We start from the raw sequence: 13,195 nt of genomic DNA, 5'->3' as shown, positions 1-13,195 counted from the left end.
CGGTCTGTTCTATGTTCCGACCAACCATGTTTGCATGGACTATGAACCGTTTGAAGTTGAATACGTAGCGGGTCAACCATACGTTGGTGCTACCTTGAGCATGTACCCACCAGAAGGTGATACACACTTGGGTAACTTCATCGCATGGGATGCACGTGAAGGTAAAATCGTCTGGTCAAACCCAGAGCGTTTCTCAGTATGGTCAGGTGCGTTAGCCACTGCCTCTGATGTTGTGTTCTACGGTACACTGGAAGGTTACCTGAAAGCAGTTGATGCCCAATCTGGTCGTGAACTGTGGAGATTCAAAACACCTTCAGGCATTATCGGTAACGTCAACACTTACAAACATGACAACAAACAGTATATCTCTGTACTGTCAGGTGTAGGTGGTTGGGCTGGTATCGGTATGGCTATCCCAAGTTTGGAAAATGATTCAGACGGTCTGGGCGCAGTTGGTGCTTACAAAGCACTGTCTAGCTGGACTAACCTGGGTGGTGTTCTGAGCGTATTTAGCTTGTAAGACCATTAAGTATTATAAAAATATACTTAAGTTAAGTTTAAAAACCCGGTATCTTTTAAGGATGCCGGGTTTTTTTTTGAACAAAATCGGCATAGGAAATGTCACATATATTCCCACAAGAAATAAGGAAGAGAGAATGATCAAACTACAAAAATGGGCAATCCTGGCGTCTGCTTTAATGGGTGCCTCATTTGCTGTTAATGCAGAAGATCTTAAACCCCTACCAGGTCAAGAAGTGTTAAGGGTGTGTGCCGACCCGAACAACATGCCTTATTCCAATAAAAATAAAGAGGGGTTTGATAATAAAATCGCCGAATTGTTGGGTGAAGAGCTCGGTATTCCAGTCGAATATTACTGGTTCCCACAACGAATTGGATTTGCCCGCAACACCATCAAAAAAGAACACCCGGAACGCGGCGGTTATATGTGCGATTTGGCAATGAGTGTGCCGGAACACACCGATTTTATGTTGCCGACTAAACCCTATTTCAGTTCAATTGAAGCCATTGCTTATCGTAGTGGTGAAGGTTATGAAATCACCAAGCTTGCCGACTTAAAGGAAGTTAATGAAAAACATGGACCATTGAAAATTGGTTTATTTGATCGAGCCATTTCTACCAAAGCTTTAATCGATATGGGGCTGGGAGATAATATTGTTTATTATCAATTGATGAGTGGTGATGTAAATGCAAGTCCAGGCCGGGCGATTGAAGATTTAGCAGCTGGCAAAATTGATGTCATCCCTATGTGGGGACCAGTCGCTGGTTATTATGCCAAGATTTCCGAAGTACCAATCACAGTAAACCCATTGAATGAGTTAGGTCAATTACACGTATTTAGTTTCAGTATGGCGACTCGTTATTCAAATAGAGATTGGAATAAATTACTGAATAAGTTTATTGATCAGAACAAAGATGAGATTGATGCAATCATTGCTGAATACAATTTGCCATCATTAGAAAATGTCAGCCCGACACCGGCTAAAAAACCACGTAAAGATGATGACGATTAATCCCAACTTGGGATAATACAATTTAATGGAGGCTACAAAATGGTAGCCTCCATTATTTTTTTCAGATTATTGTTTATTTTTTTTGCAAATTCAGCCTGTTCTGTATCAGCAACATTTTCATCCATTAAACGGGTACCAATAATGGTGCCATTTTGAGTTTCACGGACAGTGATGATGCAAGGCATGTCATTGATAAGTTGCTCATTAATTAACATCATTTCTTTGGCATATGTGATATTACAAAAACTGACTACAATCGATAACGGAAATGTTTCATCACCGCGTTCTCGAATAGCCGAACCAATTTCACTTTTGTGAATAATCCGGTAGTTATATTCAGAGATGGCAATCTCCAGATTAGCCAAGGTATCTTGATAATTATAAGGGCTATTTTTTTCAATTATACGGTTAGTGTCCGTCGCCTGACATGCGATAATAAGAAACAAACTGGAAATTAAAATTCCAGGAATCTTTAAATGATCAAATAGAGTCATAAACAGATAAAAATAATAATAGTGAAATATAAGTTAAGCATAACACCTATAAAAATAATAGAGAGGTAACAATAGTGAGAACAAACCAATACGCCATGTTTTTACTTGGATTGATGCTGGTGATCATGGGAAAAGCTTATGCAGCACCAGGAATGTCAGAAATTAATAATGAATTATTCGATAAAGCGCACCTTAAAAATATTGAAAATCCCGGAACCTTGAAATATACGTTTTCAAAAACCAGTTTTATTGACGGTGACCGCGAGGACACGATTGAGGTTGTCGTTAAAAACATTCGCAACACTGGACGAGCGGATACCTATTTTGAGTTTTTCACCGGTGAGAATAAACGGCCTTATCAGGAACGACTTGATCAGCGTGGTAACAGTGTTTTTGTCTTGTTTTTGGAATATGACGTACATGAAATGAAGCGTCTCACGGGCGGTGAGTGGCGATATTTTCAACGCTATTTACGCTGGGCTTTTGCTGAGGGAGCAGATAAAAAGCAGGTTGAAGTCGATTATAATGGCAAGAAAGTAAAAGCATGGCAGTACACTGTGCAGCCATATATCAATGATCCGAAAAATGATCGTTATAAATTATATTCCTCAAAATATTATATTTTCACTATGTCTGAAGAGATCCCGGGCGAAATTTATCAAGTTAAAACGGTCGTTCCAGATGGTAAAACCTGGAAAGAAGGCGATCCCGTCCTGGTTGAGGAAAAAGTTACCTTTACAGGATTTGAACCTGAGTAAGATGTGTGGAAATTATCTTCTGAAAACGGGCTTTTAGCCCGTTTTTTTGAATGAAACGACTTTTTAAAAAACTGCAGTCCATTCAGGGAGCTTTACGCTTTCATGAACTGAGTTTTGTTGTGCTGATTGTGATGACGGCTTTAATGAGTTTTAACTGGGCGCTTGCCTGGCAGAAAAGCTCAGAAGAATCGCTTCGATTAAGCTCGATGAATACTCATGTACAACATCTTCGTGGTGATCTTTATCGTCAATTAAAAGAAGTCTTTGATGTTGTGTTTCTTAACGATGCCTTGGCGATCGAAGAGTATTATCAATTCAGCAATCAAATAAATCGTTATTTATTACGTTTAAAAGCCTTAGCGAAGTCTCCAAGTGAAGAAATTCTGATTGTCAGAATTGAATATGCCTACAGTAAATTTTATCAGGAAACGCGACGTTTTCTAGAAGTTGATGAACTCACAAGTGGAGACAAGGTTTGGCTTGATGAACAACTAGAGGATCAAACTTTTCGTCAGCTGGAAAAGGTTTTTAGGGATATCGAGCACTACCTGCAACAGCAACAGCAGCAATTAACCGATTCAGATGAACGTATGTTTGGCCAAATGGTTTTGAGTGAAGCATTACCCATTATTTTGGCATTAGTCTTACTCAGCATCTCCAAATGGTTTGTACGCCGCAATATGTTGGCCCCACTTCGAAATGTGACCAAGGGGGCAAAAATCATCAGCACAGGGGATTTTCAGCATCACATTCCGCTTAAGGGATTGGATGAGCTGCAGAGATTGTCACAAGCTATCAACAGCATGGCAGATGAATTAGCCAGCAATCGCGACAAATTGATTGAAACCAAAAAGCAGGCCGCCTTGGGTGAGTTAGTGCCACTGGTCGCCCATAATATCCGTAATCCCCTGGCTGGGATCCGTGCCGCAGCGCAAGTCTCTATTGATGAGGCAAATGAAGAAAGCCGGGCGGTGTTAAAAGATATTATTATTGCGGTTGACCGCTTGGAAAACTGGGTTACGTCTTTATTAATGTATTTGCATCCGTTAAAACCCAGCCTGATTGAGACGACATTAACGGAACTGACAGATAATGCTTTATCCCTAATTGAGTTACAACTCAAAGATAAATCACTCCAATTACAACGTGAGGGTTGGCTACAGACGGCTCGCCTGACGTATATGGACAATAATCTTATGGAACAGGCCGTCTTCAATTTGATTCAGAATGCGATCGAAGCAGCTCCAACCCATTCAACAATTTATATCCGTTATTGGGAGACCGCACGGCAGATTGGTTTACAGATTGAAGATCAGGGACCAGGTTTTTCTGCGTCACCTCAAGCAGAAAACAGTCAATTACATAAAAAATTGAATTGCGGGTTAGGAATTCCATTTGCTCAAAAAGTCATTAATCAGCATCAGGGTGAGCTGACTTTTGAAAATATTTCGGCTGGTGGTGCCCGGGTGTCACTTATCTTAGAACTGGATAATATGCCATCAGATGAATAGGATAGTTAAATGCTGAATTTTGTTTTAATTGAAGACGAAAATCTTTTTGCTAAATCGGTGAAACGACGGCTGGAGAGGGAAGGACATAACGCAATCATTGCCGGCAATATCCATGAAGGGAAAAAGTTTTTAGAGAATGAAGCTGTTGATGTATTGCTACTCGATGTTCGGTTGCCAGATGGTAATGGACTGGATTTATTAGCTGAAATTCGTGCTGACGGGCACCCACTTCAGAATTTGCCGGTCATTATGATGACGGCATATGGAGAGCTGGAAGATGCCGTAAGCGCTATGAAATTCGGTGCTTCTGATTATCTTAAAAAACCTGTCGATCTGGATGAGTTGATATTAACAATAGATAAAGTGGTCCATAACCACAGCATTAGCCGTCAATTGCAATATTCTGAACAGCGCGCTCAAAAGAGTATTCAGCCCGTCAATCTTATTGGCAGCAGCAAGCAAATTCTGGCTATTCGCGATCAAGCCAAACAGCTGTCTGATTTATTGGATAAAAACAAAGATACAACCCCCGCTGTATTGATAACGGGAGAAACTGGCAGTGGAAAAGGTGTATTAGCAAAGTATTTTCATCAAATCAGTCAGCGACATGATCGGCCTTTTGTACATGTTGATTGTGCTGCGTTGCCTGAGGATTCTGTTGAAACCGAATTATTCGGACAAGAAATCATTGCCATCGATGAACATGCCAAAACACGTCCAGGGCTTCTGGAAGTAGCCGAAAACGGTACTTTATTTCTGGATGAAATTGCTGAATTATCTCTATCAACCCAAACCAAGCTTTTAAATGTACTTGAAAGGCGCCAGTTACGCAGATTAGGCTCGACCAAAGAAATACCAGTACATTCACAGGTGATTGTTTCAACCAATCGTGACTTACATCAATTGGTCACCTCCGGTGCTTTCCGGGCAGATTTATATTTTCGGCTAAACGTTGTTGAAGTAAAACTTCCACCGCTTAGAGAGCGTCAGCAGGACATTGCCGAACTGGCACAGCATTTTATTGAACAATTCGCCAAGCGCTATGGGATCGATCGGCCGCGGCTGGCTTATGACGCTATGCGCCAGATGCAACAGTATGAATGGCCTGGCAATATCAGAGAACTGGAGAATGTGATTGAACGTGCAGTTATGCTGTGCAAACAAAGCGTTATTGAAATGGCAGATTTATCTTTGAGAGCATTTTCTAATAATGAAGCTGGTGAGACCGCTTTGTCAGCATTGGAGAAAATGACAATTGACGAGGTAGAGAAATACTTATTGGAAAGTGCGTTAAATCGAAGTTCAGGTAATGTATCACGAGCGGCAAGACAACTTGGATTGACTCGTATGGCAATGCGTTATCGGATGGAAAAGTACAAGCTCTAGCTTTATTTCACCAGTTTCAAACTGGGCTTCCCGCTATTAGGTTTTTGTGTTGGTTTTTTGGGTTCTGTGGTTGGTGGAGCTGGCGGGGTAGGATGCTCTTCTTCAGGAAAGAACATACCTTCATTATTTTCCTTTCCATAGATGGCCTGAATCGCAATGACCGGAATAAATAAATCCATAGCCTTGCCTGAAAATCGGGCAGAAAAACTCACCCAATCATTATCCATACTCAGAGCATTAATAGCATCAGGCGCCAGATTTAACACAATGCGTGCGTCTCGAATATACTGCTCCGGCACGACTACACCTTCATGATTGGTGTTAACCAACAAATAGGGCGTGCATTGATTATCGAGCAACCATTGATATATTGCCCTGACCAGATAAGGTTTTTGTGAAGACATGCTCATTAACGCATTCCTTTCTCTGCAGAACTCAGACTCGCTTTAAATGTGTCTCTATTAAATATTCTTTGGGCATAACGTTCAACTGCTTTGGCAGAATCAGGCAGTTTAATGCCCAGATGTGGTAATCGCCATAACAGGGGCGCGATATAACAATCGATCAGTGAAAACTCGTCACTCATCAAATATTCATGTTGTTCGAACAGTGGTGCCAGAACCGTGAGATCTTCTCGCAACGTCTTTTTGGCTTTCGTCGCCGGTGCTTTATCACGACCTGACAATTGCGGCCACATTGAAAACCAATCAGTTTCGAGGCGATGTAGCATCAGCCGCATCTGCGCTCTAGCCCCCGGGTCATTGGGCATTAAAGAAGGGTGCGGGAATCGCTCGTCGAGATATTCCATAATAATACGTGAATGGAAGATCACAATATCCCGGTCAAACAATGTTGGGCCGTGTGCATATGGATTCGCCGACGCAACTTCTTCTGGCCAGTGGCCATCAACAAGGTCGACCAGCTGACATTCAATCTGTTTTTCTTGAACGACGATACGGGCTTGATGACTGAATGGACATTGTACATCTGAGTACAATGTCATCAGTGGTTTACGATTACGTGTTGTCATTAGCAGTACTGCTTATAGTTCGGAATATAGCGTTAGTGAACGTCTTTCCAGTACGCTTTTTTCAGTGCCAGTGCGATAACAAAGAAGATCGCAAGATAGAGTAATACCCATTTACCTAACGCTAAACGCTGTAATTTAGATGGTTCACTGATATAGGCAAGAAAGTTGACTAGATCTCGAGTCATAGTATCGTATTGCCGAGGAGTCAGTGCTCCTTCTTGTGTAACACTCAGTTGTCCATGTTCATCAATTGATTGATATCCTTGTTGCTCCCAAAGTACATGGGGCATACCTACATCTTTAAAAGCCAGATTGTTGGTTCCCATTGGACGACTATCATCCAGATAAAAGGTGCGTAAATAGGTATACAACCAATCAGTGCCTCGTGCACGGGCTATAACTGAAAGGTCAGGTGGTGCAACGCCAAACCATTTTTTGGCATCCTCTGGACGCATTGCTATTTGCATGGTTTCACCGATTTTATCGGTAGTAAACATCAAATTCTCTGCAACCTGTTCATCGGTTAAGCCTAAATCTTTTGCCATACGGTTATAGCGCATTAACGACGCACCATGGCAGCTCAAGCAATAATTCATGAATGTATGGGCACCACGCTGCAATGATGCCTTGTCATTCAAATCAATATCCACTTTATCCAGCTGTAATGACGATCCCGCTGCAAAAGCGAGAGTCGAGAACATACTGATTATAGAAACGAGAGCAGCAAAAGTCAGATTTCTCATTTGGTCGTCACCCTTTCTGGCACAGGTTTATCTTTGTCAAATTTAGTGTAAATCGGCATCAGGATAAAGAAGACAAAATACAGAACCGTAAATATCTGTGCCAACAAAGTGTAAAGTGAGGTTGCAGGCTGGGTGCCTAAGTAACCTAACGCTAAAAAGCTGATGACAAATACAACCAGAGCTGTCCGGAAGTAAGGCCCTCTATAACGAACTGAACGGGTTTTGCTTCTATCCAGCCACGGCAGCAGGAACAACATGACAATGGCGAGGCCCATGGCAATAACACCAAACAGCTTATCTGGCACCGCGCGTAAAATGGCATAAAACGGCGTGAAGTACCAAAGCGGGACAATATGTTCCGGCGTTTTTAAAGGATCGGCGGGAATGAAGTTATCTTTCTCCAGGAACCAACCGCCAAATTCCGGCAAATAGAAGAGAACCAGTGAGAAGATAAACAGGAATACCACAACACCCACCAGATCTTTAACCGTGTAGTAAGGGTGGAAGGGAATTCCATCTAATGGTTTACCATTTTTATCTTTTGTTTTCTTGATTTCCACACCGTCGGGATTATTGGAACCGACTTCGTGCAAGGCGATGATATGAGCTACGACCAGTCCAAGCAAAACGATTGGCAGAGCAATAACATGCATAGCGAAAAATCGATTTAATGTGGCGTCGGCAACTACATAGTCACCACGAATCCACAACGCCAGATCTTCACCAATGACTGGTAAAGCACCAAATAACGAAATGATTACTTGTGCACCCCAGTAAGACATCTGGCCCCAAGGTAACAGATAGCCCATAAAGGCTTCGGCCATCAATACCACATAAAGCAGCATGCCAAATATCCATACCAGTTCACGAGGTTGTTTAAATGAGCCGTAGATCAATCCGCGGAACATATGCAGGTAGATGACAACAAAAAATGCGGAAGCCCCCGTAGAGTGAAGATATCGAATCAGCCATCCCCACTCGACATCACGCATTATGTATTCAACTGAAGCAAAAGCGAGTTTTGCATCAGGTTTGTAATTCATGGTTAAAAAGATACCGGTGACAATTTGCAGTACCAGTATCAGTAAGGCTAGAGAGCCAAAGAAATACCAAAAATTGAAGTTTTTTGGTGCGTAATATTCTGAAAGGTGTTCCTTCCACATTTTGGTTGCTGGAAAGCGAGCATCAATCCAATCCATCATCGACATTATGCGGCTCCTTGGGCGTGTTCACCAACAATAACAACGTTGTCACCTTGGAAGTGATATGGAGGTACTTCTAGATTAGTCGGGGCAGGAACGCCTTGAAACACGCGGCCGGCTAAATCAAAACGAGAACCATGACAGGGACAGAAAAATCCACCTTTCCATTCAGCACCCAAATCTTCAGGAGCAATTTCAGGACGATAGGTTGGCGAGCATCCTAAATGGGTACAGATACCAACCATGACCATCAATTCTTCACGAATTGAACGTGTTTCATTCTGACAATATTCAGGTTGTTGGTCGATTTCACTCTGAGGATCACGAAGCTGGTCATCCAAAGAGGTCAAATTCTCTAAAACCTCAGTTGTGCGGCGGAAAATCCATACCGGTTTGCCGCGCCATTCAACCGTTAGTAATTGACCTGGTTCGAGTTGGCTAATGTCAATTTGTACTGGGGCACCAGCCGCTTCAGCCTTGGCACTGGGCGCAATTGATGAAACAAAAGGAATGGCAACAGCCACTACACCGGCACCGCCTACTACACTAGCTGCGGCAGTTAAAAACCGTCTTTTGCCAGTATCTATAGAGTCGCTCATCAGATGAATATCCCCTGATATGTTATTTAATGTGAATTCAGCAGAGCATCAAGGTCTCGGGATTGCTGAGATAAAACCAGTAAATTTTAGCATAGCAAGGAATGTTTTGGATCAAAAAAGCCCGCATTTATATGCGGGCTTTTAGGGTTACTTAGCAGAAAGTGAAAATTATTCTGCAGCAGCTTTTTCAGTTTTTTTCACGAGACGTTTCAAAGCGCCTTTTGGTTTAGAATCTACAATTGCTTGTAAGTTGGTTGGTTCACCAACGATGATAGCACCACCCATACCTGCGCCCCAGTGTGGGTCACATTTGTACATGTAAACGCCTTCAACTGTTAATGGTTTGGTTTGGAAGTTTTCGCCCATTTGAGACATAAAACCTTCAGCGCCTTCTGGAATGTACTCGTGCTCACCATCTGAATTTGTGAATGTTGTATTAACCAGATGGCCATTCATTTTATCCCAAGAAACGGTATCGCCTGGTTGAATTTTGATAACCATAGGATCAAAAGATGTCAGTGATGCAGTTACAACATGATTTTCAGCCATTGCAGCCGCAGAAAACAAAGATGCAGCACCTAATGCAGCCGCGATCAGTGATTTACCATATTTCATGAATATTTCCTCTCTTTTATTGAGTTATTTGCCTCAGTGCGATGCCAGTCTCCCATAATGAACCTGAACACACACTGAACGCAGTTAGTCACGTGTTTTCCACACAATTTTCTTGGCAATACCAGCACAAAAACGCTTAACTATACTGATGGTTTATGTGATATGTCCATGATAATTTGAAATTTTGTGTCATATGGCGCAATGTTTTTTTCACGGTAATGAAGCTATAAAACGCCTCGTATATATAGAGGTATTTCCTTGATTCAATCTTGATATTAGCCTTTTTATTGCGTGAGGGAGATTGCCATGGCACTTAATGAGGTTGAGCCGATGTTCTGGTTTAACAAGCGGAACTTTCTATAAATATCGAGAGCAAAATTCTGCAGCCAGCATTACAGACATTAAGTAAGGGGGGCAATTATTGCCTCAGATAATTGAGTAAGTCCGAATGATTCTTGCTTTTGACCAGGCAAAATCGTGTATTTCATGTGGATTAACTACCATCAGTAAAAATGGCAAAGACTGAAATAGTATATTTTCGGTATAATCAGCAGGTTTTAAGCTTGAAACAAACTTTTCTTGCCGCATTTATAAGCAGCGTTGTTTTTTGATTCATTTTTAGGGAGTAACCTCATGCCATTTTATGAATATCGCTGTGATGCCTGCAATCATAATTTTGAAGCTTTGCAAAAGATTAGTGATGACGCATTGGTGGATTGTCCAGCCTGCCAACAACCGAGCCTGAAAAAACTGATTTCAGCAGCGGGTTTTCGACTGAAAGGTCAGGGTTGGTATGAGACTGACTTTAAATCGGGTTCAAAACGAAACCTTGCTGATGGTGGAGCCTCAGATAGTTCAACTGCTGCTGGACATACTTGTGGAACAGGGTGCAGTCATTAAACATTTAGATACGTAAATATTTAATCGCAGGCCTGTTGGTCAGGGTATCACTTGGAGTAACTTTTCTGATGCTACGGGCTACTGTTGGCTTTTTAGATAAATGTCTGTGGTTGCATGCCGGATGTCTTGCAGCCTGAAGGGTAATTGGGTTTCATATTCCAGGCCTTGACGTATTAATAGCCATTGCGCTGGTTAGATCACTCTATTCAGCGGTTAAGCAGAGTATAGAAGCGGTTCTGGCAAGGGATGCCAAGTCGTTTCTAAATGTGGAATAACCACGTTTGAAGCTTAGTTTTTATGATGTCTGATGAGTTGGGTGAAGTGCAGGATTGACCGTTGCCAATGTGAGCGGTGTTTTTATCCCAACCACAGCAGACCCGACATCAGGATTTGTGTTGATGAACCGGAGTCTGATGTGATTGAACTAGACATGCGGTTGAAGAAGAACTGAAAATGATTATTTCGATGGGTGGTATCGTACCGAGTTCACAAGCCTATCAAAAGAAACGTCAGGATCAGCAATTTATTGATTAAAAATTTCGGACACCTTCTATATAAAATGAATGGTGTAGTGTTAAACAGTATTTTTGGAATGTTGGAATAATTATGCGTAGCCATTACTGCGGCGATGTAAACGAATCTTTGGTTGAACAAACGGTAACCGTTGCAGGTTGGATGCATCGACGCCGAGATCATGGCGGTGTCATCTTTATCGATTTGCGTGATCGTGAGGGTCTGGTGCAAATTGTGTGTAATCCTGAAGATGCCGAAAGCTTTGCCGTCGCTGAAAAAGTTCGCAGTGAATATGTGTTACAAATTGAAGGCGTCGTAAATCCGCGTCCGGCTGGCAGTGAAAACCCCGACTTAAAAAGCGGTAAAATCGAAATCATCGCCAAGCGTGTCACCATTCTGAATAGTTCTGAAACACCACCCTTTCCTCTGACTGAGCAAGCCGAAGTCAATGAAGATATTCGTTTGCGCCATCGTTATATCGATTTACGCCGACCAGAAATGCTGCAAAAACTTCGTTTTCGTTCGCAGATTATCCGTCAGTTACGTCAATACCTTGATAATCACGGCTTTATGGATATTGAAACGCCTATCCTGACTAAAGCTACCCCTGAAGGGGCGCGTGACTATCTGGTTCCAAGCCGTACCCATCCAGGTGATTTTTTTGCCTTGCCCCAATCGCCACAGTTATTTAAACAATTACTGATGGTGGCGGGTATGGACCGTTATTACCAAGTTGTTCGCTGCTTCCGTGACGAAGACTTACGTGCTGACCGTCAGCCAGAATTTACCCAATTGGATATTGAAACCTCTTTCGTTGAAGAAGAGGATTTAATGCAGTTGATGGAAGAAATGATTCGTGAACTGTTTTCCAACGTATTAGAACAACCATTACCAAATCCTTTCCCACGCATGACGTATGCGGAGGCCATGGATCGTTTTGGTAGTGATAAACCGGATTTGCGGATTTCACTTGAGCTTGTTGAAGTCAGTGACTTGATGCAGGACGTTGATTTTAAAGTATTCTCTGCCCCTGCTAATGATGAAAATGGCCGGGTGGCTGCTTTACGTGTACCTGGCGGTAACGCATTAAGCCGAAAAGAAATTGATGATTACACCAAATTTGTCAGCATCTACGGCGCTAAAGGTCTTGCCTATATCAAAGTGAATGACCTTAGTGCTGGCCGCGAAGGCTTGCAATCTCCGATTCTAAAATTCCTGCCCGATGAAGCGGTGGATGCCATTTTAAAAAGGACGGCAGCAGAGACGGGTGATTTAGTGTTCTTTGGTGCAGACAAATCCACAGTGGTGAATGAATCTTTGGGCGCTTTACGTGTCAAAATCGGCCATGATTTGAACATGGTAGAACATGGCTGGCGTCCATTATGGGTGATTGAATTCCCGATGTTTGAATGGGATGACAAAACGCAGCGTTGGTATGCCTTGCATCATCCATTTACTGCGCCACGGGAGTCAGACATCGATTTATTAAGTAATGACCCAGGAAAATGTCTCTCACGGGCTTATGACATGGTGTTAAATGGTACTGAATTGGGCGGTGGCTCGATTCGTATTCACAAAACCGATGTACAACAGAAAGTATTTGAAATGCTGGGCATTCCAGCTGAAGAGGCGGAAGAGAAGTTTGGCTTCCTGTTACAAGCTTTGAAATATGGTTGCCCACCACATGGTGGTTTGGCTTTTGGTCTGGATCGCCTGGCGATGTTAATGACCGGTTCATCGTCCATCCGCGATGTCATGGCCTTCCCGAAAACACAATCAGCAGCTTGTTTGTTAACCAATGCGCCAAGTCCTGTTAGTGATGAGCAGTTGAAAGAATTAAATATTCGTCTGCGAAAAGTACCAACAATTGAGGCCTGAGCGACATAGCAAAACCGGATTTAAGAGGAAAGCG

The 13,195-nt window shown here is 42.4% G+C and carries 14 protein-coding genes; 7 read left to right on the top strand and 7 right to left on the bottom strand.

Annotated features, from left to right (window positions below):
* Positions 1-520 (top strand): outer membrane protein assembly factor BamB family protein (locus LGT40_RS08360; protein WP_226072869.1); only part of this gene is annotated, 520 nt, incomplete at its 5' end.
* A gap of 136 nt (positions 521-656) precedes the next feature.
* On the top strand, positions 657-1,532 hold the full coding sequence (locus LGT40_RS08355; protein WP_226072870.1) for a quinoprotein dehydrogenase-associated putative ABC transporter substrate-binding protein: 876 nt from the start codon (positions 657-659) through the stop codon (positions 1,530-1,532).
* Positions 1,533-1,564: 32 nt separating this feature from the next.
* Here LGT40_RS08355 and LGT40_RS08350 read toward each other — a convergent pair whose 3' ends face one another.
* Positions 1,565-2,026, bottom strand: a complete 462-nt coding sequence (locus LGT40_RS08350) for a DUF302 domain-containing protein (RefSeq protein WP_226072873.1) — start codon at positions 2,024-2,026, stop codon at positions 1,565-1,567.
* Between the two features lie 74 nt (positions 2,027-2,100).
* Between LGT40_RS08350 and LGT40_RS08345 the strand changes: the two genes are divergently transcribed.
* The 3 genes from LGT40_RS08345 to LGT40_RS08335 are packed head-to-tail and all read left to right on the top strand — an operon-like array spanning position 2,101 to position 5,681.
* Positions 2,101-2,784, top strand: coding sequence for a hypothetical protein (locus LGT40_RS08345; RefSeq protein ID WP_226072875.1), 684 nt, complete (start codon positions 2,101-2,103; stop codon positions 2,782-2,784).
* Between the two features lie 50 nt (positions 2,785-2,834).
* Positions 2,835-4,295, top strand: coding sequence for a sensor histidine kinase (locus tag LGT40_RS08340; RefSeq protein ID WP_226072877.1), 1,461 nt, complete (start codon positions 2,835-2,837; stop codon positions 4,293-4,295).
* Positions 4,296-4,304: 9 nt separating this feature from the next.
* A complete protein-coding gene (locus LGT40_RS08335; protein ID WP_226072879.1) occupies positions 4,305-5,681 on the top strand; it encodes a sigma-54-dependent transcriptional regulator in 1,377 nt (458 codons plus the stop codon).
* 2 nt (positions 5,682-5,683) lie between these two features.
* Here LGT40_RS08335 and LGT40_RS08330 read toward each other — a convergent pair whose 3' ends face one another.
* The 6 genes from LGT40_RS08330 to LGT40_RS08305 all read right to left on the bottom strand — a co-directional run bounded on the left by LGT40_RS08330 (position 5,684) and on the right by LGT40_RS08305 (position 9,870).
* On the bottom strand, positions 5,684-6,091 hold the full coding sequence (locus tag LGT40_RS08330) for a ClpXP protease specificity-enhancing factor (RefSeq protein WP_226072881.1): 408 nt from the start codon (positions 6,089-6,091) through the stop codon (positions 5,684-5,686).
* Positions 6,091-6,711 (bottom strand): glutathione S-transferase N-terminal domain-containing protein, encoded by a 621-nt coding sequence (locus tag LGT40_RS08325; RefSeq protein ID WP_226072882.1) that lies wholly within the window; start codon positions 6,709-6,711, stop codon positions 6,091-6,093. The genes LGT40_RS08330 and LGT40_RS08325 overlap by 1 nt, the downstream gene beginning before the upstream one ends.
* A gap of 32 nt (positions 6,712-6,743) precedes the next feature.
* Positions 6,744-7,454, bottom strand: coding sequence for a cytochrome c1 (locus LGT40_RS08320; RefSeq protein WP_226072884.1), 711 nt, complete (start codon positions 7,452-7,454; stop codon positions 6,744-6,746).
* Complete coding sequence (locus LGT40_RS08315) at positions 7,451-8,656, bottom strand: cytochrome b (RefSeq protein WP_226073223.1); 1,206 nt, start codon at positions 8,654-8,656, stop codon at positions 7,451-7,453. Before LGT40_RS08315 ends, LGT40_RS08320 begins: the two co-directional genes overlap by 4 nt.
* A gap of 5 nt (positions 8,657-8,661) precedes the next feature.
* Positions 8,662-9,255, bottom strand: coding sequence for a ubiquinol-cytochrome c reductase iron-sulfur subunit (gene petA / locus LGT40_RS08310; RefSeq protein ID WP_226072887.1), 594 nt, complete (start codon positions 9,253-9,255; stop codon positions 8,662-8,664).
* 168 nt (positions 9,256-9,423) lie between these two features.
* Positions 9,424-9,870 (bottom strand): plastocyanin/azurin family copper-binding protein, encoded by a 447-nt coding sequence (locus LGT40_RS08305; RefSeq protein ID WP_226072889.1) that lies wholly within the window; start codon positions 9,868-9,870, stop codon positions 9,424-9,426.
* Positions 9,871-10,503: 633 nt separating this feature from the next.
* Between LGT40_RS08305 and LGT40_RS08300 the strand changes: the two genes are divergently transcribed.
* Both LGT40_RS08300 and aspS read left to right on the top strand, forming a co-directional pair.
* Positions 10,504-10,770, top strand: coding sequence for an FmdB family zinc ribbon protein (locus tag LGT40_RS08300; RefSeq protein WP_226072891.1), 267 nt, complete (start codon positions 10,504-10,506; stop codon positions 10,768-10,770).
* A 606-nt stretch (positions 10,771-11,376) separates the two neighbouring features.
* Positions 11,377-13,161, top strand: a complete 1,785-nt coding sequence (aspS, locus tag LGT40_RS08295) for an aspartate--tRNA ligase (protein WP_226072893.1) — start codon at positions 11,377-11,379, stop codon at positions 13,159-13,161.
* Positions 13,162-13,195: the final 34 nt, after the last annotated feature.

This window comes from Methylophaga pinxianii, assembly GCF_020447225.1.
GTDB lineage: Bacteria > Pseudomonadota > Gammaproteobacteria > Nitrosococcales > Methylophagaceae > Methylophaga > Methylophaga pinxianii.
Note: the sequence above shows the minus strand (reverse complement) of the source record. Positions and strands in the feature narration are given on the sequence as shown.

What these genes read in the sequence shown, in the direction of transcription:
- LGT40_RS08330 (WP_226072881.1), bottom strand. Translation starts at nt 6,091, where the DNA reads ATGAGCATGTCTTCACAAAAACCTTATCTGGTCAGGGCAATATATCAA.
- aspS (WP_226072893.1), top strand. Translation starts at nt 11,377, where the DNA reads ATGCGTAGCCATTACTGCGGCGATGTAAACGAATCTTTGGTTGAACAA.
- LGT40_RS08355 (WP_226072870.1), top strand. Translation starts at nt 657, where the DNA reads ATGATCAAACTACAAAAATGGGCAATCCTGGCGTCTGCTTTAATGGGT.
- petA (WP_226072887.1), bottom strand. Translation starts at nt 9,255, where the DNA reads ATGAGCGACTCTATAGATACTGGCAAAAGACGGTTTTTAACTGCCGCA.
- LGT40_RS08315 (WP_226073223.1), bottom strand. Translation starts at nt 8,656, where the DNA reads ATGATGGATTGGATTGATGCTCGCTTTCCAGCAACCAAAATGTGGAAG.
- LGT40_RS08325 (WP_226072882.1), bottom strand. Translation starts at nt 6,711, where the DNA reads ATGACAACACGTAATCGTAAACCACTGATGACATTGTACTCAGATGTA.
- LGT40_RS08340 (WP_226072877.1), top strand. Translation starts at nt 2,835, where the DNA reads ATGAAACGACTTTTTAAAAAACTGCAGTCCATTCAGGGAGCTTTACGC.
- LGT40_RS08350 (WP_226072873.1), bottom strand. Translation starts at nt 2,026, where the DNA reads ATGACTCTATTTGATCATTTAAAGATTCCTGGAATTTTAATTTCCAGT.
- LGT40_RS08305 (WP_226072889.1), bottom strand. Translation starts at nt 9,870, where the DNA reads ATGAAATATGGTAAATCACTGATCGCGGCTGCATTAGGTGCTGCATCT.
- LGT40_RS08335 (WP_226072879.1), top strand. Translation starts at nt 4,305, where the DNA reads ATGCTGAATTTTGTTTTAATTGAAGACGAAAATCTTTTTGCTAAATCG.
- LGT40_RS08300 (WP_226072891.1), top strand. Translation starts at nt 10,504, where the DNA reads ATGCCATTTTATGAATATCGCTGTGATGCCTGCAATCATAATTTTGAA.
- LGT40_RS08320 (WP_226072884.1), bottom strand. Translation starts at nt 7,454, where the DNA reads ATGAGAAATCTGACTTTTGCTGCTCTCGTTTCTATAATCAGTATGTTC.